The organism is Mesorhizobium sp. B2-8-5, from assembly GCF_006440675.2.
Classification (GTDB): Bacteria; Pseudomonadota; Alphaproteobacteria; order Rhizobiales; family Rhizobiaceae; genus Mesorhizobium.
This window is the reverse complement of sequence record NZ_CP083951.1, coordinates 5,085,942-5,104,246: the sequence shown is the minus strand read 5'-3', so window position 1 is coordinate 5,104,246 and position 18,305 is coordinate 5,085,942. Positions and strand designations below refer to the sequence as shown.

Genomic DNA, 18,305 nt, shown 5'->3' with positions numbered 1-18,305 from the left:
GATCAGGCTCCCTTCATCACGTTGGCCGCGTCCTGGACGGCGCGCACGATCTTGTCATAGCCGGTGCAGCGGCAGAGATTGCCGGCGAGGCCAAAGCGGATTTCCTCCTCGGTGGGCGAGGGGTTCTTGGCCAGCAGGTCCTTGGCCGCAATCAGGAAACCTGGCGTGCAGATGCCGCATTGCAAGGCCGCGTGCTCCAGGAATTTCTGCTGCAGCGGATGCAACTGGTCGCCATGCGCCATGCCTTCGATGGTCTCGATCTTGCGGCCCTCGGCTTCCGCGCCGAGCACCAGGCAGGAGCAGACCAGGCGGCCATCGACGATGACGCTGCAGGCGCCGCAGTCGCCGGTGCCGCAGCCTTCCTTGGCGCCGGTCAGCCCCAGCCGGTCGCGCAGCACGTCCAGCAGCGTCTCGTCGGGCTGGCAGAGATATTCGACGGCGTCGCCGTTGATGGTGGTTGATACAGCTACACCGGCCATTATTTGCCTCCCGCACGCTTGTAGGCGATAGCGGCGGCCCTTTGCGCCAGCACGCCCGCGACTTTCCGTCTGAATTCGATGGTGCCGCGCTTGTCGTCGATCGGACGGCAAGCGCCGGAGCAGATCTTCGCCAACCGCTCCAGCGTGGCTTCGTCGAGCTTCGAGCCGATCAGCACCTGGCCTGCTTCCTCGACCAGAAGCACCGTGGGCGCCGCGGCGCCGAGCGCCACGCGGGCGGTCTTGATCGCGCCGTGATCGTCCAGCGTCAGGTTCACGCCGGCGCTCACCACCGCGATGTCCATCTCGGTGCGCGGAATGAAGCGCAGATAGGCGTCGCCCGCATGGTCAGGCCGCTTCTCCAGCAGGATCGCCTCGATGATCTCGCCCTTGGCGAGAGACGTGCGGCCCGGTCCGGTCGGCACGCTCTCCACGGCGATGGTGCGCTTGCCCGAAGGCCCGGCGACGACCGCTTGTGCCGCGGCCGCCACCAGCGCCGGCACGCTGTCGGCGGCGGGCGAGGCGTTGCACAGATTGCCGGTGATGGTGCAGCGTCCCTGCACCTGCTTGGAGCCGATCAGATTGGCCGCCTCGACCACGCCCGGCCATGCCTTGCGGAGCGCCTTGTTCTCGCCCAGCACTGCGCAGGGCACCGCGGCGCCGATCCGAAACCCGTCAGCCATTTCGGTGACGTCGGCCAAGCCGCCGATTGCCTTGATGTCGACGATCAGCTCAGGCTCGATGAAGCCGCCCTTCATCCTCACCAAAAGGTCGCTGCCCCCGGCCAGGATCGCGGCCGGTCCTACCGCCTTGGCGAGTTCGCCAACGGCATCTTCGATTGAAAGCGGACGTATGTAACGCATCGTCTCCCCTTGGTCGTCGCTATGTCAGCGACCGTTATAAAGCGTCTGGTTATAATGGCCATCCCGTTCGTGCATGTCCGGGTTGGGCCAGAGCGATGCTCCAGATGCGCCCAGCGGACGGGCCAGGGCGGCGGGCACAGCGGATGCGGCCAAATCGCCTAGGGGGTTCCCTCACTCCGTCTCGGCGCTGCGAAGCAGCGACGGAGCGGAGGAACCACCCATGCGATTGCCCTGAAGAAGGTGCGGGCAGGCGGATGAGGGGCGACGCCACCTCAATGATTGGAATAGCTGTTATTCGTCAAGCGATTGCCGTTCCCGATGTCCATACCGCCTCGAACGACACGTTGCGCAACCCGGCCTTGCGGACCCGTTCGACGAACACCTCATTGACGAAGACCGGGGAGGCCCGCATCGGCAGCTTGAACACTTCCGCCGTCCCGATCCTTTCCGCGTCGAAGGCGTAGCGCTCGATCGCCAATATGTCGCCGTCCTCGAAGCGGACGATCTGCGAGCGCGCCTCGTCCAGCGCGTCGATCACATTGGTGACGTTGAGCAGCCAGACCTTCTCGCCGCGCAGCGCGACGAGCTCGCCATAGGGCCGCAGCGCCGCCGCCAGCGCGTCGACGGCCGGCTGGCGCAAAAGCGGCGCGTGCTCGCCGAGCCAGGGAAAATCGGAATAGAGCCGCTCGCCTTCCTCGACGCGCCGCATCAACGGCGGCTGCCAGCCCTCGAGCGAGCGTCCGTCGAGGCCGAAGAACTCCTCGTAGGTCTCGTCATCGACCGGCAGCACCCATTCCTGCCCTTCCGACACAGCGAATTGATGGATGGTCGTCATCGCCCGATGGCTCCGCGGTTTTCGATGAAGGTCCGGCGATGATGGCGCCGTGCCGGATTGCGACGCCCGGCGGTCGCCGAAAGCGCGCGCGAGGAATCATGCAACGGTTCAAACCGCTATTCAAGGCCACGTGCTATCCAGTCCGCTCGCCGGTTGATAAACGTCGCGGCTGGCGGTCCAGGATGGCGCCTGGCTCGAATGAGAGGTTGGCTCGCGAATGGCCAAGAAGTTCGCATTTCTCCTGGTGCGCGATTTCACCTTGTCGCCGCTGTCGCTGTTCATCGACACGCTGAGGCTGGCCGGCGACGAAGGCGACCGCAGCCGCAGGATCGAGTTCGACTGGGAGATCGTCGGCGAGCGCGGTCTGCCGATCCGCGCCAGCTGCGGCGTCGAATTGCTGCCGACCAGGGCGATGGGCAATCCGGAGGATTTCGACAATGTCGTGGTGGTCGGCGGCCTGCTCGACACCAACCGCAAGCTGAGTTCGGAAAAGGAGGCATTCCTGATGCGCGCCGCCGAAAAGGGCGTGCCGCTCACCGCGCTCTGCACCGGCAGCTTCGTGCTGGCGCGCTATGGCCTGCTCGACGGCTACAGCGCCGCGGTCAGCTGGTTCCACATCAAGGATTTTCGCGCCGAGTTCCCCGATGTGAGCGCCCATGCCGACAGCCTCTATTCCGTCGACCGCGGCCGCGCCACCTGCGCCGGCGGTACCGGTGCGGCCGACCTCGCCGGCTATTTCGTCTCGCAATTCATCGGCCAGAAGGCGGCGGAGAAGGCGGCGAAAATCCTGGTGCTCGACCGCATCCGCTCCAGCCGCGACGTGCAGCCGGTCGGCGACCTTTTCCCCGCCGCCGCGAGCCGCGCGGTGAAGCGGGCGCTGCTCCTGATGGAAAGCAATCTGCAGGAGCCGATCCCCGTGGCCGAGATCGCCGCCAGGCAGAACTGCTCGCGCCGCCAGCTGGAGCGCCTGTTCGGCGCCGAGCTCGGCATCGGCCCGATGGCCGCCTATCTGGCGCTGCGGGTTCATTACGCCAGGTCGCTTCTGGAAGGCAGCGACCTGGCGATCGGCGAGATCGCCTATCGCTGCGGCTTTGCCAATGCCGGCCATTTCAGCCGCGTCTTCCGCCAGCAGACCGGCATCACGCCGACCAATCTCAGGCACCCGAACCGCGCGGCTGCAGCCGCCGCGAAATGATCGGGATGTCTCTGGTCGGGTCGCATGCCCGGCCTGGCCGATTGCGCCGGCGCGGAAACGAACCGTAGCTTCGTGACGAGCGGCGGTTGCGCCGCTGTTTCAACAAGTCGAATTCGCCTTCGGAGAGCCATGCCGCATTATCCCGACGCCATGCCCGGATCGAAAACCCTGTTCGAGCGCGCCAGGAAGGTGATGCCGGGCGGCAACACGCGCACCACGGTCTTCCTCGATCCGTTTCCGATCTACGCCGCGCGCGGCGAGGGCTGCAGGGTCTGGGATGTCGACGGCAATTCCTATTACGACTGCATCAACAATTTCACCTCGATGATCCATGGCTACGCGCATCCGGACATCACCGCGGCCGTGGCAGATCAGCTGCCGTTTGGCACGGCCTTTGGCGCGCCGACGCTGAGCGAGATCGAGCTCGCCGAGCTTCTGGTCGAGCGGCTGCCCTCGGTCGACCAGGTCCGCTTCACCAATTCCGGCACCGAAGGCGTGATGATGGCGATCAAGGCCGCACGCGCCTTCACCGGGCGGCCGAAGATCGTCAAGATCGAGGGCGCCTATCACGGCTCCTACGATTTCGCCGAGGTCAGCCTCGACTCGTCGCCCGCCAACTGGGGCGACCTGCCGAGGTCGACGCCCTATGCCAGGGGCACGCCGCGCGGCGTGCTGGACGACGTGATCGCCGTGCCCTTCAACGACAGCGAGGCGCTGCGCGCCGTCTTCGCCGCCGGGGGCGACGGCATCGCGGCGGTGCTGATCGACCCGATGCCCAACCGCGCGGGATTGATCCCGGCGCGCCGGGACTACCTTCACGCCATGGTGGAGATCGCCCACGCAGCGGGCGCGCTGGTCATCTTCGACGAGGTCATCTCGTTTCGCCTTGGATGGTCGGGCGCGCAAGGGCTGTGGAGCATCGAGCCCGACCTGACGGCGCTTGGAAAAATCATCGGCGGCGGTTTTCCTGTCGGCGCCGTGGGCGGGCGCGCCGATGTCATGGCGGTGTTCGATCCGACCGCCGGCAAACCAGCGCTTCCGCATGGCGGCACCTTCACCGCTAATCCGGTCACCATGCGCGCCGGCCTTGCCTCGATGCGGGCGCTGACCAGGGAAAGCTTTGCCCATCTCGACCGGTTGGGCGCATTTCTGCGCGAAGGTGTCACCGCCTCATTTGAAAAGTATGAGCTTGCCGGCCAATGCGTCGGCCTGGGCTCGCTGTTCAAGGTTCATTTCACGTCGCATCCGGTCACGGATTACCGCTCCATCTATCCCGGCCAGGCTGAGCGGAAAAAATTCGACGCCTTCCACAAGGGCCTGCTTGGCCGTGGCGTGCTCTCCGCCAGCTACGGCCTGTTCGCGCTGTCGACGCCGATGACCGAAGCGGATGCCGGCGCCATTCTTCAAGCGATCGACGAGACCTTGGGCGACGTCGCCGCGCAGTCGTGAAAGCAGGCGGGCCACAGATGACGGTTGCTCCTCATGTCGCGGTGATCGGCGCGGGCACGCTCGGCATGTGCACGGCGCTCGACCTTGTCGAGCAGGGCGCGCGCGTCACGGTGCTCGAAGCCCAGTCGATCGCTTCTGGGTCGAGCGGCCGGTCGGTCGGCGTCGTCGGATCGCAACTGACCGATCCGTTCGAGATCATGCTGCGGGTCCATTCGCTGCGCCGGTTCCGCCAATGGGAGGGCGAGGGGCTTCGCTTCAACCATATCGGCTATCTGCGTCTGGCGCGCACGCCGGCGCAGATGGCGCTGTTCGCGAGATCGGTCGAGATCCAGGGCGAGGCGGGCTTGAGGTCGCGCCTGCTCCGCGCCACCGAACTCAGGAACCTCGTGCCGCACATCAATCCTGACGGGCTCGAAGGCGGGTTGTTCGGGCCCGACAACGGCTTCCTCGACCCGCACGAAATGTGCAATTTCCTGGCCGGCATCGTCCGCGCCAAGGGTGGCGAGATCCGCCAGTACCGCAAGCTGCTTGGCGTGCAACGACGGCCGGGCGGCTATACGCTGGAAACCAGCGGCGACCCGATCGATAGCAAGCGACGACCGATCGATTGCGATGCCGTGGTCAATGCGGGCGGTGCCTGGGCGCCGCAGGTGGCCGCGCTTTTCGGCCAGCGTCTGCACATCTGGCCCGAGCGCCACGAAGCCGTCGTCATCCATCTCGACGAGCCGCTCGGCTACACCATGCCGATGGTCATGGACCTCGTGAACGGCGAAGGCAGCGGGCTCAACTTCCGCCACGAAAAGCCGGACGAACTGATCGCCGAAATCCACAAGGTGAAGTCGATCGCGCCCGAGGATCCCGACAACTACAACGACCAGTGCGAGGAGCAGTCGAAGGTCGACCTGGCGGAGCTGCTTCTGGAGCGCGTGCCCGATCTGCCTGGCGCGCGGCTCGGCCGGGGCTGGGCGGGCCTTTATCCCGTGACAGCCGACCATCGCCCCTTCGTCGGGCCGATAGATCTTTCGGAGCCGACATTGATCACCGCTGCCGGCGCCGGCGGCTACGGCATCCAGCTCGCCCCTGTGATAGGGCAAATCGCGGCGGGTTGGGTGCTTCACGGCGCGCCGGTTTCGGTCCCTGGTTCGCAAAGCCTCGCGCCATCGGCCGGGCGAAACATCCCGGGTCACTGACCGATACGTTTCAGGCCAAGCCGGATGCCTAAGATGCGAGCTTTGCCGTTAACCATCAATTAACTATCCGATCGCCTTTAATAGGGTTCTGGAGGATACTGATTTTGGCCGCGGGCGATGATCTCGCGACTGCCAAAAAATAGAAAAGAGCGGCGGATACCGTCGCCGTCTGCCGGGGAGGCGCCCAGCATCTTAGATGAGGGAGCGCCGGAATGAACATCGAGGAAGCGATCACTGCGGCGACAGCCGGGTCGAGCGCGCTTCTGTCCTGCCTTGGCCAGCCGGTCGTGGCCTATCACGTCACGGCCATCATGCGTGAAACCGACGCAAGGCATGCGCGGCAGATGCAGCTCGCCTTGCTGCGGCGGAGCATCGAGGCCCTTGTCGACGACGGCCTTGAAGACATCGAAGCCGAACGATTTGCATCACAGTTCCATGGTCGCGTCGGCTCGGCCTGGGAGCACCTGCATATGGCCAGCGACACGCCGCATTGATCTCTGCCGGACGGCTTTGTCGGAGCCATATGTAACACCCCGCGGGATGAGGTAGACTACCGGCTACGTCTGGGCTGACGTTCATTGAACGGGGGGCATGCGATGCAGGCGATACCGATAGTCCATCAGCCGGAACCGCCGGCCATCGCCGCGGTATCATCCCTGGGCGGCTATCCCACCGCCGTGCTGTGCTGGCTGCTCTCGGCCGGCGTGTACATCGCCGCCAAATGGGTGGCGCCGGAAATGCCGCCATGGGGGCTGTGCTTCTGGCGGCTCTTGCTGGCCTGCGCCATCCTTTTGCCGATCGTGCACCGCCATCACGGCGCGATGATTGCGCTTCTCAAATCCCGGCCCTTGGAGATCGTCGCCGTGGGGGCGATCGGCCTCACGCTCTGCCAGGGCATGATCTACCATGGCCTGAACGACACCGACGCCACCACGGCCGGCATCATCATGGCGATGTCGCCGATCATGACCATGGTGCTGGCGCGCTTGGTGCTTGGCGAGCCGCTCGGACTCTGGAAGTCGCTCGGCGCGGTTGCGGCACTTGCCGGCATGCTGGTGATCGTCGCGCATGGCAAGCTGGATGCGCTGGTGCAACTGCGGTTCAACATCGGCGAATTGTGGATCGTCGGCAGCGCCTTCTGCTGGGCGCTCTATACGGTGCTGCTGCGCCGCTCCAAGTTCGGCCTCGAGCTCTTGCCGCTGGTCGTGCTTCTGCTCGGCGCCGGCGCGCTGGTCGCGCTGCCGTTCCACCTGTGGGAAATCTTCAACGACGAGCGCTCTGCCCTGAACGGCAATGGCCTGCTCGCGCTCGCCTATCTGGCGGGGCCCGGCGGGGCGCTGATGTATTATCTCTACAACAAAAGCGTGGAGGCGCTGGGCGCAAGCCGGGCAAGCATGCTGCTCTACCTGCAGACGCTGTTCGTCGCCGTGCTTGCCTATCTGCTGCTTGGCGAGAGCCTGCACGACTACGATCTGCTCGGCGCTGCCTTCATCGTAGTCGGGGTCGTGTTGGCGACGGTCATCAAGCCGAGGGCGCTTGCGGCAAAGGCGTGAGGGAACGGCAAATAGCGTCGATCGGCTGTCCGCGCCGCCAGTCGATTTGGTTCCTCGGGCCGTGAGCCGTCCGGACCACGCTTCCCTAAATTAGCCGATTTTGCTATGGCGAGCGGCTGCCTTTGGCGGCGCCGGCCAAGGCCGAAGGGGGATCATGGCGATCGACAAGCGCGTGGACGCATGAACGGCGATCAGCACATGCTGGAACTGCGCGTGCTTGGCGATTTTCAGGTTATGCGCGACGGCCAGCCGCTTGACCTGCCGCCGTCGCGCAAGACGCGGGCGCTGCTCGCCTACCTTGCCGTCACCGCCAGGCAGCACCAGCGCGAGCGGTTGTGCGAGATATTCTGGGACATCCCCGACGATCCGCGCGGCGCCTTGCGCTGGAGCTTGTCCAAGATCCGCCAGGTCCTGGGCGGTGTTGAAACAGCCCTTGCCGCCGATCGCAACGCGGTCGTGCTCAATGTCGCGACGGATTACGCGCGGCTGGCGCCGCTGGTGAAGGCCGACCTTTCCTCCCGCTCGACCGAGGAGCTCGAAGCCGTCCTGGCCTCGATCCGTGGCGGCTTTCTCGCCGACCTCTCGCTCGAGCGCTGCTTCGACTATGAAGCCTGGCGGCAGGCCATCGCCAGCGAGGTGGAGATAGTCGAGCTCGGCATCCTGCGCGAGCTGGTCGAGCGCCTGGCGGACCAGCCGCGGCGGGCGCTGCCCTTCGCCCAGCGCCTGCGCAGCCTCGTGCCCGACGATGCGAGGCTCGCCGCCGAGACCGAGGCGCTGGAGGACAGGGTCCGGTCGGCCGCTGCTCAAGCCACGGGTCGCGCATCGCAGTCCGGTTCCGCCCGGCGGCCGCAAGCCCCGTTGAAATCCGCGTCATCGCAGGATCCCGGCCGCGGCGTGCAATTCTGCCGTGCTCTCGATGGTACCAGGCTCGCCCATGCCAGCACCGGCAGCGGCCCTGCGATCCTGCGCGCCGCGCACTGGATGTCGCATCTCACCTTCGACTGGGACAGCCCGATCTGGCGGCACTGGATGCGGGAACTGTCGCGCCGGAACCGGCTGGTGCGCTATGACGAGCGCTGCAACGGCCTGTCGCAAAGGCATGTCGTCGATATCTCGTTCGAGACCATGCTGTCGGACCTCGAATGCGTGGTCGAGGCAACGGGGCTCGACCGCTTCACCTTGCTCGGCCTGTCGCAGAGCTGCGCGGTTTCGATCGCTTACGCCATCCGCCATCCCGAGCGCGTCTCGGGCATGATCCTTTATGGCGGCTACGTCAAAGGCTGGCGGGCGCGTGGCGACGCGGGCGAGATCGCGACGCGCGAGGCCGCCGCGACGCTGATGCGCGAGAGCTGGGGCAAGCCGAACCCGATGTTCCGCCAGGCGTTCTGCTCCATGTTCATCCCCGGCGCCACGCACGAGCATTTCGCCTGGATGGACGATCTGATGCTGCGCACCGTCTTGCCCGACGATGCCTGGCGCCTGCAGAGCGCCTTTTCTGTGATCGATGTCAGTGACTTGCTGGAGGAGGTGCGCGTGCCGACGCTGGTGCTGCACGCGCGGGACGACAACGTCGCTCCCGTCGAATCCGGGCGCACCATGGCCGCCGGCATTCCCGGCGCCCGCTTCATCGAGCTCGAGAGCCAGAACCACATCCTCCTCGAAGGCGAGCCCGCCTTCGAGGAGTTTATCGACCACGTCCGCGCCTTCATCGCCGAGACGGCGGGCGCGTAGCCAAGCGGTCCAGAAGCTCTCAGCCCCCGGCCAATGGCACGGTGAACACCGTGGCGGTGCCGGTGAGGCAAAGCTCGCCGGCTTCGTTGCGCACCGATGTCTCCAGCTTTGTGATCGGCTTGTCGGCGCGCACGTCCTTGACCTCGACGCGGCCGGTGATCAATTCGCCGACGCCGACCGCCTTGACGAATTTCCACGAGACTTCGAGGAACACCGAGCCGGGGCCGGGCAGATCTTCCGCCACTACCGCGTTCAGGATGCCTGAGGTGACGCCGCCCTGCACGATGAGCCTGCCGAACACCGAAGCCTCGGCCAGCGCCTTGTCGTAATGCAGCGGATTGCGGTCGCCGGTCATCTCGGCGAAGGCGTCGATATCCTGAGGCTGCGTGCGCCGCGAGCGCTCGGCGAAAGCGCCCAATTGCGGTCGCCCTTTGATGACACCGACCCACCCGTCCTTCATCACATGCACAGTCATGGTCTTGCTCCGGTTCGGTTGCGATTGAGGTTCGAGCCGGCCAAGGCCGGCGGCTCGTCCTGGTTGGCCGGCGCCCGGTGGGCCGTCGGCCGCGATGCAGGGGAAGGGGCGCGGCGGGCCGGCATGGGCTGCCCGGCCAGCGCCTGCACCTCTGCCTTCAGCACGGCGCTGAAGCGGCGATGCCGCTCGCCGATATCGTCGAGCGTCCAGTCGAAGCCGGCGATCGCGTCGGTGGTATCCAGGATCTGGTTGGCGATCAGGTCGCGCTGCCGCTGCCAGATGGCGAATGCCGCGTCGGACCCATCGAGGATGGCGCGCGCGAGGCTCTCGGCGTCGCGTAGCGCATCGGAAATGCCGTGCGAGGTGATCGGGTCGCGGAAGAAGCCGGCGTCACCCACCAGCGCCCATCCGGGGCCGTGCGCCTGACGGATATAGCCCGGCACGCCCCGGAACGCCTGCAGGCGGGCCTCCTTCGGCGCCTGGGCCGCTTGTGCTGCCAGCGCCGGCGAAAGCGCTTCGAGCACGTCCATGCGGGCGCGGGCGTGGCCGAGGCGGAAGCGCTGGTCGAACAGGCTCGTCGGCACCGAGGCGACGATGCAGGCGAGGCCGTCATTGGTCGGGATGAACGAGCCGGCGATCCCGTCGCGGAAGTACCAGTGATAGCCGGCGCCCGGCTCGACCGGCGCATAGCCATAGACATGGGCGGCCGACACTGCGCCGCGCCGCAAGGGCTGGGCGTCCACGCATTTTGCCACCAGCGAGCCGATGCCGTCGGCGCCGACCACGATATCGGCGCTGACCCTTACGGATGCGCGGCCAGCGGCGCGGATTTCGATGCCGCGCACCCGCCCGCGCGTGTCGGCGAAGAGGTCGCCGACCGCCACCTCATGCAGGACCTCCGCGCCGGCCTTGCGCGCCGCATCGACCAGGATGCGGTCGAGCACCGTGCGCCGCGGCGCGATCAGCCCGGGGAGGTCCGAACCGGCGGCTAGCGGGACGGCGATCTCCTCCTCGCCATAGTGGAAGGTCGTCGTCTCGATCGGCGGCGTCCCGGCCTTGAGCAGCGGCTCGAGCAGGCCCCAGCGCCAAAGCTGCAACACGGCCGGCCGCATCAGCGCATGCGTCGACAGCGTGTCGGAGCCGTACGGCTTGCGGTCGATCGCAAGCACCTTGAGACCCGCGCGGGCGAGCAGCATCGCGGTCGCCGCACCCGCGCAGCGGGCGCCGACGATGATGGCGTCGTAGTGGCCGCGCCTGGGGGTGGCCATGAGGGAGATGGGATTGGTTGCCATGGTGGTCGTGATCCTCAGGCCGCCTTGCGGCCGTTGCAGTCGAGATGACGCGAGATTTCGGCGGCGATCGCCTCGGCGTCCGCGCCGACGCCGCCGATGAAGTTGGAATCGCGCTTGCGCAGGAAGCGGAAGCCGAGCGCGTAGAGGCCGGGCAGGCAGGTGACGCCGCCCTGATGCGCGAGCTCGCCGTCGGCGCCGAGCGCCAGCGGCTCCAGCCAGCCGAGCGAGCGCGCATAGCCGGTGGCCCAGATGATGCTGCGGATCGATCCGTCGGTGAGCGACAGCTGTTCTGCGCACGCCGCCGGCATCGCAACCGGCTCGGGCCGGTATGGTGTCGCCGCGCCCGTGAAGCGGTCGATCTGGCCGAGCAGGCGCGCCTGCTTCGCTTCCGCCGCGGCCATGTGCTGGCCAAGGTCGCCGGCGAAGGCGATCTCGCGGTCGCCGACGCCGCGCACCCGCCCGGTCAGCTCCACGCCGAGCGCCTGCAGCGTGGCGAGATCGACATCGGCCCTGTCGGGCCGGCCGGCGAGCTGCAGCGACGGCTGGCGTCGCGCGCCTTCCGGATTGGCGAGGTCTTCCCGGCGCTGCGCCATCAGGCCCATTGCGCACAGCCAGAAGAAGATATCCTGGCCGCGCCATGTTCTGGGCAGGCGCGTATGCTTGCCGACCGAAAGCACCACGCGGCGTCCGGCACGGGCGAGCTCGTCGGCGATCTGCACGCCGGAGGACGAGGCGCCGACGACCAGCACGCCGCCGCCCGGCAACTCGCCGGGCGAGCGATATTGCGAGGCGTGAATGCTGAGCGGTCCGCGAAGGGTCTCAGCCGAAAAAGGGATGACCGGCCGGTCGCAATGTCCCGTCGCGACGACGACCGCGCGCGCCGACCACTCGCCGGCGCCGGTGCGCAAGGCAAAGCCGTCGCCGGTCCGCTTGACAGATGTGACCTCGACATTGGTCTCGACGGGCGCATGCCACTGCCAGGCGTAGCGCTCCAGGCTTTCCACGAAAGCCCCTTTGCTCATGAAGCCGTCGGGATCGCCGCCCTCATAGGGCGAGCCGGGCAGGGCGTTCAGCCAGTTCGGCGTGAGCAGCCTGAGCGAGCGCCAGCTCTGCGAGCGCCAGCGCTCGCCGATGCGGCCGCGCTCCAGCACGGCATGGTCGATACCGGCCTGGCCGAGGCAATGGCTGAGCGCAAGGCCAGCCTGGCCCGCGCCGATGATGACGACCACGCGTCTCATGGTTCTGGTCCGTCTGGGAGGAGGCAGGCGGCCCGGATCGGTCCGGATCGCCTGCCGGCTTCGGCTCACTGGATGGTCTTGATGCCGACGGTGACCGGCACGCCCTTGGTCAGCACGTCGAACACGGCCGAACGGGCGCGCGACTGCTCGACCAGCTGCTGCAGCTTCTCGGCCGGCGCGTCGCCTTCGATCTCGAACGACACCTGGATGTTCTGGAAGCCGTTGCGGACCTCGTCGGAAATGCCGAGGATGCCGCGCAGGTCGATGTCGCCGTCGACCGAGCACTTCACCTTGGTGAGCTTGATCCCGCGCGCGGCGGCAATGTTGGCGACGCCAGCCATCAGGCAGCCCGCCAGCCCGTGCAGCAGCCATTCGACCGGGGTCGGCGCATTGTCGGCGCCGCACAGGATCGCCGGATGGTCGGCGTCGGCATAATGCGGCTTCTCGTGCTTCTGCTCTTGGCCAGCGCCGAAGAAGCCATTCATGACGGTCTTGCTGTGCGTGCCCTCGATCCACTCGTTGTGGGCGCGGAACTGGAATTTTGCCAGCTCCGGCTGCCCGGCGACGAAATTGATCGTCGCCAGAAGGTTCGGCGTGTCGACGCCATTGAGCGGAAGCCGTGCAGGTTTGGTGTTGGGTTGCATCTTCATCTCCAAAGGTTCGTTTGCGGCTTGGTTGCCGTGACGGCCTCTGTTTGCCGATGGAGCGTTTGAACCAGAGTGGGTGCGACCGTGGAATTTTTCATACGTCTACCGTTGGAAATTGCGTTGGATGTATCGTTTGAAACGAATGTCGACGCCCGAATGCGCCGGAAACGCAAAAGCCCCCGGCGTGGGGAAGCCCCGGGACTTGTCGAGAGCGTGGTGACGACCGCCATCGGGGGTCATCCGGCGTTGCGGAAGTCCATCCCGTCGGCGTCGGAGGCGTAGCGCATCGAGGTGTAATGGTCGATTTCCGAACGGGCGATACCCAAGTCCTTGAGCAGATGATCGGGCATGGCCTGCATGGCGGCGCGGTCGCTGCGCATCCTCATCGCACGATAGGCAAGCCGCAGCGCACGGCCGGCAAAGCCAATCAGGCTGAGGTCTGCGCCGCTGGGTTCACAGGCGGTGTGCTCCAAACTCGTCATTGTCGTCTCCATCTCTTTGTGGCGTGATCATTCACGTCACCAATGGGAGGACTTGTCGCCGACGACCGGGGGAGCGAGCGTTGGAGCGGGCGTCGAAATTGCCGTGGGAATCTGGTGGTATCTCAGTTTGAAAATATCGTCCTTTGCCAATGCGGCACGGAGCGCTTCGTCGCGAAGTCCTTGGCCTTCTTATTATATCAGTGCTAGCGTATATACGGCTGCGTTACTATGCTCATGTTCAGAGGGGAATTAACTCATGCGCAAACAGAAAACGCTTGGACTGGCGCTTCTGGCTTCTAGTTCGCTTTTCCTCGCCGACGTCGCTTTAGCGAAAGATGCCTACAAAACACCATGCAGGGCGGATGCCCAGCGACTGTGCAAGATGGTCGACAATGCAAAGGGGTTGAGCTGTCTTAAACAGCACATCAGTGAGCTCACTCCTGCCTGCAAAGCGTTTCTCTCCAAGCAATGAACTGTAATAGCCGTCAAGGGTCGTACTGATTACAGGGCGGTGGCGGCCTTCAGGAAATCCGCCGCCCGGCCTCGTCTAGCAAGACGCAATCGTCCGCGCCGAAGCTGAGTTCGATCGCTTCGCCTTCGCGCAGAACGCGGCCATCGATCGGGGCGTTGGCGCGGATGTTCGTCTTGCGGCCTATGTCGACCTCGTAGATGGCGCTGCCGCCGAGATAGGAGGCCGACACGACCCGGCCAGGCAACCGGTTGGCGTCCGCCTTGGCACCCACCGCGAGTTTCTGCGGCCGCACCACGACGGTTACGGCGCTGCCCTGCGGCAGCGCCTTGGGTGAAAGCACATTGACCGTCTGGCCGCTGGCCAGCTTGACTATCGTCGGCCCGTCCGATCTGCTCACCGTGCCCGAAAGCATGTTGGCCTTGCCGAGGAAGTCGGCGACGAAGGCGGTGGCCGGCCGCTCATAGACCTCTTCCGGCGTGCCGATCTGCTCGGCCGAGCCGGCATTCATCACCACGATACGGTCCGACATCGACAGCGCTTCTTCCTGGTCGTGCGTGACGAAGATGGCGGTGATGCCGGTTTCCTTCTGGATCTTCTTGATCTCGACGCGCATCTCCTCGCGCATGTTGGCGTCGAGCGCCGAGAGCGGCTCGTCGAGCAGAAGCACCTGCGGCTCGAAGACGATGGCGCGCGCCAGCGCGATGCGCTGCTGCTGGCCGCCCGACAGCTGCGAGGGCAGTTTCTTTTCGCTGCCCGGCAGCCGCACCATATCGAGCGCCTGGCCGACCTTGCGCCTGATCTCAGGCTTGGCGACGTTGCGGTATTTCAGGCCGAAGGCGACATTGTCGAACACGGTTTTGTGCGGGAACAGCGCGTAACTCTGGAACACCAGCCCGATATTGCGCTTGTAGATCGGCACGTCGTCGACGCGCCGGCCGCCGATCATGATCTGGCCGGCCGAAATGTCGACCAGCCCGGCGATGGAGCGCAGGATCGTCGTCTTGCCGCAGCCAGACGGCCCGAGCAGCGTGACGAAGCTGCCCTTGCGGATCGACAAAGAGAAATCGCGCACCGCGACGAACTTGCCGTAAGCGATGTCGATGTTGCGGAACTCGACCGCCGGGCTGTTCGCCGCGGCGGCCGCGCTCGCGCGTTCCGCCCCGGCCGAGGTCGGCCGGGGATTGAGTGTCGTATCCTTGCCGTCAGGCACCTTTCGAGATCCTGTTCCACTGCTTGGTCCAGGCGTCCTCGTTGGTCGCCCAGTAGGTCGGATCGGCGAAGGTCAACGCCTTCATCGTGCCGGTGGGGTCGAAGGCCGGCAGCTTCGCGATCTTGTCGGTCAGCTTGACCTTGGTCGGGTCGAGCGACGGCGGGTAGCTTTGGCCCTCGGCCACCGCGATCGAGGTCGCCGGGTCGAGCATGAAGTTGATCAGCTCCTCGCATTCGGCCATCGGCGAGCCCTTCAGGATCAGCATGTCCTCCATCCACGCATAGGAGCCGGCCGGATCGAGATAGCCGATCGGATGGCCCTGGTCCTGCAGCGCGGCGACCCGGCCCGACCAGGCGTCGGTCACCACGATCTCGCCCTTGGAGAGCAGGTCCATAAGTTCCGCGCCGGAGCTCCAGAACTTCTTGGCGAGGTCGCGCGTCTCGCGCACCTTGGCCCAGATCGTGTCCATGTCCTTGAGGTTGTTGGGATCCTGTCCGGTGGCCAAAGCCGCGTACCAGACACGCGTCGTCATGTCGGAATAGCCGCCGACCTTGCCGGCATATTTCTTGTCGAGCAGAAGTGCTGCGCCCTTTTCCTCGGCTTCCTCCGGCGAGATCACCTTGGTGTTGTAGGCGATGCCGGTGGTGCCGTAGTCGTAAGGCACGGCCGACAGCTTCGGCGTCAGCTTGCGGAAGGGCTCGATCATCGGCTGCAGCACATTCACCATGTTGGGAATGTTGGCCTCGTTGATCTCCGAGGTCAGGCCGCCATTGACGTATTTGATATAGTAGTTGACGCCCGACGAATGGATGACCTGGTAGTCGCCGGGCTTGGCGGTCTTGATCTTGGTGATGATCTCGTCCTCGTCGCCGAACGTGCCTTGCACCACCTTGATCTTGGTCTTGGCCGTGTAGGGCTGGAAGGCGAATTTGTCGATCGCGTCCTGCACCGTGCCGCCCCAGCCGTCGAAGCGGACTTCCTCGACCGCGGCGAGCGCCCGTCCCATCCACGGCATGGAAAGCCCCGCCGATGCGGCGGCGGCCGCCGTCAGCGTCAGGAAAGTGCGGCGGCTCAGATCGCCATTGGCATACCGGTCGTGCAGCCGTTCCAACCGCTTGGTCGTCGTCAGTTTCATCGTACTTCCTCCTTTGGTTCGCCGCGTCTCTTCAACTTCGTCAGGCTCTGCAGGATCAGGCCGCCGATCAACGGGATGCCGACGGTCACCAGGATCATCACGGTGCCGAGCGCGTTGATCTCGGGGCTGATCGAGATTTTCAGCATGGAAAGGATCTGGGTGGGCATGGTCTCGACGCCTGCCGGCCGCCAGAACAGGCTGGCCGAGGTGTTGTCGAACGAGATGGTGAAGGCGAGCAGGACGCCGCCGACGACCGCCGGGATCAGCAGCGGCAGCGTGATCTCGCGAAAGGACGAGAAGCGCGAGGCGCCGAGCGACAGCGCCGCCTCCTCATAGACCCGCCTTATGCCCACCATGCGCGCCTGCGCGATCAGCACCACATAGGGCACGGCAAGCAGGATATGGCCGAGCACCAGAAGCAGCATCGTGCGCGGCTGGTCGATCGCCTTGATCAGCACCAGAAGGCCGACGCCGAGAATGGTTTCCGGCACCAGCGCCGGCAGGATCACCAGCGTGCTCAGCGCCTGCTTACCTGGGAACTCGAAACGCACCAGCGCGAAGGCCGTGACGACGCCGATGGCGGTGGTGGCGACAGCGGTGACCAGCGCGATCCACAGCGAGGTGCGGAAGGCCGTCAGCACCGCTTCATTGCCCATCAGCTTGGCGTACCATTGCAAGGAAAAGCCGGTCATCGGGAAGCCGCCGAACATCGAGGCGTTGAACGACAGGATGACGGTCGCCACGATCGGCGCGAACATGAAGATGTAGACGCAGAGCGTGACGAAGCCGGTCAGCCGCCAGGCCCATTTGCCTTCCCTGTTCGGTCGCGCAGCCTTCATCCTGCCAACCCCTTCACAATCTGCGACATGCCCATGTAACGGGTGTAGATGGCGGCGAAGAAGCCGAGCACGACGAACAGCACGATCGACAAAGTGGCGCCCATCGGCCAGTTCAATTCGCCCATGATGGTGTCGTAGATCAAATTGCCGAACAGCGCGTCGCGGCCCGAGCCGAGCAGTTGCGGCGTCACATAGCTGCCGGCCGCCAGCACGAAGCAGAGCAGCAGCCCCGCCGCCAGGCCCGGCAGGGAGAGGGGCAAGGTCACCTCGCGGAACGCCTGCGCGCTGGTGCAGCCCATCGAGCGCGCGGCCGAGATCAGCGTGCGGTCGATACCCTCGAGGCTGACATAGACGTTGAGGATCATGTAGGGCAGGAGGAAGTGCAGCAGTCCCAGGATCACCGCGCCCTCGTTGTAGAGCATCTGCAGCGGCTCGTTGATGATGCCCATCTTGAGCAGAGCGACGTTGATGACGCCCTGTTCGCCCAGGATGTTGATCCAGGAAAAGGTGCGGATGGTGAAGCTGATCCAGAACGGCACGATGAGCAGGAGCAAGAGCAGCCATTTGTGCCTGAAGCTCGTCGCCCAGATGAAATAGGCCGGGAAATAGCCGAGCACGCCGCACAGCAGCGCGGTGATCGCGCCGACCCTCAGCGTCTTCAGAAGGAAGCCGGAATAATAGCTGTCGGTGAAGAATTCCTGCCAGTTGGCGGTGGTCAGCGCGCTGGTCTCGACGCCGGCGGTGACGAAGGTGAAGAACGTATAGGCCGCCATCACCGCGATCGGCAGCACCAGGAAGAAGATCAGCAGCAGAAGCACCGGTGCAACCAGCATCCAGGCCAGGCGTGGATCGTACAAGGTCCAGCGATTGTTCATGCGCACCCGAAGGTAGGCGCCTTCTTCGAGGCGCGCTTATGTTCCCGCAGTGAAGATTGTTTCATTGCCGCCGCGATGTCTACAGGCGGTGGCCCAAATTCGATTCAGCCAGGGCGTCGCGCGCCGATAGGAACATGTGGGCCTGGGGGTGTCCAGGCTGACTATAACTAGCAGTCCGACAAGGCGGTCTATGGCGCCAGCGCCAAATACGCGCTCGATGCGAACTGGACGTTCAAGTCTGAATATCTCTACACCGATTTCGGCAAATCGACCGTCAGCCCCGATATCCCTCTTGAAAACGACGTCGCATTCCACCGGGTTCGGGCCGGCCTGAACTACAGGTTCTGA

The 18,305-nt window shown here is 65.5% G+C and carries 19 protein-coding genes; 7 read left to right on the top strand and 12 right to left on the bottom strand.

Annotated features, from left to right (window positions below):
• Positions 1-2: 2 nt before the first annotated feature.
• The 3 genes from FJ430_RS25185 to FJ430_RS25175 all read right to left on the bottom strand — a co-directional run bounded on the left by FJ430_RS25185 (position 3) and on the right by FJ430_RS25175 (position 2,174).
• Positions 3-479: a (2Fe-2S)-binding protein gene (locus FJ430_RS25185; protein ID WP_140703496.1), complete on the bottom strand. Its 477-nt coding sequence runs from the start codon at positions 477-479 to the stop codon at positions 3-5.
• Entirely contained in the window at positions 479-1,339 is an 861-nt protein-coding gene (locus tag FJ430_RS25180) for an FAD binding domain-containing protein (protein ID WP_140703498.1), read from the bottom strand. Before FJ430_RS25180 ends, FJ430_RS25185 begins: the two co-directional genes overlap by 1 nt.
• 298 nt (positions 1,340-1,637) lie before the next feature.
• On the bottom strand, positions 1,638-2,174 hold the full coding sequence (locus FJ430_RS25175) for an imm11 family protein (protein WP_140703500.1): 537 nt from the start codon (positions 2,172-2,174) through the stop codon (positions 1,638-1,640).
• A gap of 217 nt (positions 2,175-2,391) precedes the next feature.
• Here FJ430_RS25175 and FJ430_RS25170 point away from each other — a divergent pair, with 217 nt between their 5' ends.
• The 6 genes from FJ430_RS25170 to FJ430_RS25145 all read left to right on the top strand — a co-directional run bounded on the left by FJ430_RS25170 (position 2,392) and on the right by FJ430_RS25145 (position 9,292).
• Positions 2,392-3,369: a GlxA family transcriptional regulator gene (locus FJ430_RS25170; protein WP_140703502.1), complete on the top strand. Its 978-nt coding sequence runs from the start codon at positions 2,392-2,394 to the stop codon at positions 3,367-3,369.
• Between the two features lie 129 nt (positions 3,370-3,498).
• Complete coding sequence (locus FJ430_RS25165; RefSeq protein WP_140703504.1) at positions 3,499-4,818, top strand: aspartate aminotransferase family protein; 1,320 nt, start codon at positions 3,499-3,501, stop codon at positions 4,816-4,818.
• Positions 4,819-4,835: 17 nt separating this feature from the next.
• Positions 4,836-6,008: an NAD(P)/FAD-dependent oxidoreductase gene (locus tag FJ430_RS25160; protein WP_140703506.1), complete on the top strand. Its 1,173-nt coding sequence runs from the start codon at positions 4,836-4,838 to the stop codon at positions 6,006-6,008.
• Between the two features lie 212 nt (positions 6,009-6,220).
• Complete coding sequence (locus tag FJ430_RS25155; protein WP_140703508.1) at positions 6,221-6,502, top strand: hypothetical protein; 282 nt, start codon at positions 6,221-6,223, stop codon at positions 6,500-6,502.
• A 102-nt stretch (positions 6,503-6,604) separates the two neighbouring features.
• Positions 6,605-7,561: a DMT family transporter gene (locus FJ430_RS25150; protein WP_140703510.1), complete on the top strand. Its 957-nt coding sequence runs from the start codon at positions 6,605-6,607 to the stop codon at positions 7,559-7,561.
• Positions 7,562-7,741: 180 nt separating this feature from the next.
• Positions 7,742-9,292 carry an alpha/beta fold hydrolase gene (locus FJ430_RS25145; protein ID WP_226891899.1) on the top strand — a complete coding sequence of 517 codons (1,551 nt, stop codon included), beginning with the start codon at positions 7,742-7,744 and terminating at the stop codon, positions 9,290-9,292.
• A gap of 19 nt (positions 9,293-9,311) precedes the next feature.
• Here FJ430_RS25145 and FJ430_RS25140 read toward each other — a convergent pair whose 3' ends face one another.
• From FJ430_RS25140 to FJ430_RS25120, 5 genes are all read right to left on the bottom strand, one after another.
• Positions 9,312-9,767: a MaoC family dehydratase gene (locus tag FJ430_RS25140; protein ID WP_140703512.1), complete on the bottom strand. Its 456-nt coding sequence runs from the start codon at positions 9,765-9,767 to the stop codon at positions 9,312-9,314.
• Positions 9,764-11,059, bottom strand: coding sequence for an NAD(P)/FAD-dependent oxidoreductase (locus FJ430_RS25135; protein ID WP_140703514.1), 1,296 nt, complete (start codon positions 11,057-11,059; stop codon positions 9,764-9,766). Before FJ430_RS25135 ends, FJ430_RS25140 begins: the two co-directional genes overlap by 4 nt.
• Positions 11,060-11,073: 14 nt before the next feature.
• The gene (locus FJ430_RS25130; protein WP_140703516.1) at positions 11,074-12,297 is read right to left on the bottom strand and encodes a flavin-containing monooxygenase; all 1,224 of its coding nucleotides are present in this window, start codon (positions 12,295-12,297) and stop codon (positions 11,074-11,076) included.
• Positions 12,298-12,362: 65 nt separating this feature from the next.
• Positions 12,363-12,941: an OsmC family protein gene (locus FJ430_RS25125; RefSeq protein WP_224529713.1), complete on the bottom strand. Its 579-nt coding sequence runs from the start codon at positions 12,939-12,941 to the stop codon at positions 12,363-12,365.
• A 239-nt stretch (positions 12,942-13,180) separates the two neighbouring features.
• Complete coding sequence (locus FJ430_RS25120) at positions 13,181-13,426, bottom strand: DUF1127 domain-containing protein (RefSeq protein ID WP_140703519.1); 246 nt, start codon at positions 13,424-13,426, stop codon at positions 13,181-13,183.
• A gap of 256 nt (positions 13,427-13,682) precedes the next feature.
• Between FJ430_RS25120 and FJ430_RS25115 the strand changes: the two genes are divergently transcribed.
• The gene (locus tag FJ430_RS25115) at positions 13,683-13,898 is read left to right on the top strand and encodes a hypothetical protein (protein ID WP_140703521.1); all 216 of its coding nucleotides are present in this window, start codon (positions 13,683-13,685) and stop codon (positions 13,896-13,898) included.
• A gap of 49 nt (positions 13,899-13,947) precedes the next feature.
• Here the strand turns inward: FJ430_RS25115 and FJ430_RS25110 are convergent, their stop codons facing one another.
• Genes FJ430_RS25110 through FJ430_RS25095 form a run of 4 tightly spaced genes read right to left on the bottom strand, consistent with a single transcriptional unit; the run spans position 13,948 to position 17,957 of the window.
• Positions 13,948-15,108 (bottom strand): ABC transporter ATP-binding protein, encoded by a 1,161-nt coding sequence (locus FJ430_RS25110; protein WP_140703523.1) that lies wholly within the window; start codon positions 15,106-15,108, stop codon positions 13,948-13,950.
• Positions 15,101-16,243: an ABC transporter substrate-binding protein gene (locus FJ430_RS25105; RefSeq protein WP_140703525.1), complete on the bottom strand. Its 1,143-nt coding sequence runs from the start codon at positions 16,241-16,243 to the stop codon at positions 15,101-15,103. The genes FJ430_RS25110 and FJ430_RS25105 overlap by 8 nt, the downstream gene beginning before the upstream one ends.
• Positions 16,240-17,082, bottom strand: coding sequence for an ABC transporter permease (locus FJ430_RS25100; RefSeq protein ID WP_140703527.1), 843 nt, complete (start codon positions 17,080-17,082; stop codon positions 16,240-16,242). Before FJ430_RS25100 ends, FJ430_RS25105 begins: the two co-directional genes overlap by 4 nt.
• Complete coding sequence (locus FJ430_RS25095) at positions 17,079-17,957, bottom strand: ABC transporter permease (protein WP_140644883.1); 879 nt, start codon at positions 17,955-17,957, stop codon at positions 17,079-17,081. Before FJ430_RS25095 ends, FJ430_RS25100 begins: the two co-directional genes overlap by 4 nt.
• Positions 17,958-18,305 lie beyond the last annotated feature (348 nt).

Excerpts from the sequence above, each read along its gene's own strand:
- FJ430_RS25150 (WP_140703510.1), top strand. The coding sequence starts at position 6,605 with ATGCAGGCGATACCGATAGTCCATCAGCCGGAACCGCCGGCCATCGCC.
- FJ430_RS25135 (WP_140703514.1), bottom strand. The coding sequence starts at position 11,059 with ATGGCAACCAATCCCATCTCCCTCATGGCCACCCCCAGGCGCGGCCAC.
- FJ430_RS25175 (WP_140703500.1), bottom strand. The coding sequence starts at position 2,174 with ATGACGACCATCCATCAATTCGCTGTGTCGGAAGGGCAGGAATGGGTG.
- FJ430_RS25170 (WP_140703502.1), top strand. The coding sequence starts at position 2,392 with ATGGCCAAGAAGTTCGCATTTCTCCTGGTGCGCGATTTCACCTTGTCG.
- FJ430_RS25145 (WP_226891899.1), top strand. The coding sequence starts at position 7,742 with ATGAACGGCGATCAGCACATGCTGGAACTGCGCGTGCTTGGCGATTTT.
- FJ430_RS25140 (WP_140703512.1), bottom strand. The coding sequence starts at position 9,767 with ATGACTGTGCATGTGATGAAGGACGGGTGGGTCGGTGTCATCAAAGGG.
- FJ430_RS25095 (WP_140644883.1), bottom strand. The coding sequence starts at position 17,957 with ATGAACAATCGCTGGACCTTGTACGATCCACGCCTGGCCTGGATGCTG.
- FJ430_RS25120 (WP_140703519.1), bottom strand. The coding sequence starts at position 13,426 with ATGACGAGTTTGGAGCACACCGCCTGTGAACCCAGCGGCGCAGACCTC.
- FJ430_RS25105 (WP_140703525.1), bottom strand. The coding sequence starts at position 16,243 with ATGAAACTGACGACGACCAAGCGGTTGGAACGGCTGCACGACCGGTAT.
- FJ430_RS25100 (WP_140703527.1), bottom strand. The coding sequence starts at position 17,082 with ATGAAGGCTGCGCGACCGAACAGGGAAGGCAAATGGGCCTGGCGGCTG.
- FJ430_RS25130 (WP_140703516.1), bottom strand. The coding sequence starts at position 12,297 with ATGAGACGCGTGGTCGTCATCATCGGCGCGGGCCAGGCTGGCCTTGCG.
- FJ430_RS25155 (WP_140703508.1), top strand. The coding sequence starts at position 6,221 with ATGAACATCGAGGAAGCGATCACTGCGGCGACAGCCGGGTCGAGCGCG.
- FJ430_RS25125 (WP_224529713.1), bottom strand. The coding sequence starts at position 12,941 with ATGCAACCCAACACCAAACCTGCACGGCTTCCGCTCAATGGCGTCGAC.
- FJ430_RS25180 (WP_140703498.1), bottom strand. The coding sequence starts at position 1,339 with ATGCGTTACATACGTCCGCTTTCAATCGAAGATGCCGTTGGCGAACTC.
- FJ430_RS25115 (WP_140703521.1), top strand. The coding sequence starts at position 13,683 with ATGCGCAAACAGAAAACGCTTGGACTGGCGCTTCTGGCTTCTAGTTCG.
- FJ430_RS25165 (WP_140703504.1), top strand. The coding sequence starts at position 3,499 with ATGCCGCATTATCCCGACGCCATGCCCGGATCGAAAACCCTGTTCGAG.
- FJ430_RS25160 (WP_140703506.1), top strand. The coding sequence starts at position 4,836 with ATGACGGTTGCTCCTCATGTCGCGGTGATCGGCGCGGGCACGCTCGGC.
- FJ430_RS25185 (WP_140703496.1), bottom strand. The coding sequence starts at position 479 with ATGGCCGGTGTAGCTGTATCAACCACCATCAACGGCGACGCCGTCGAA.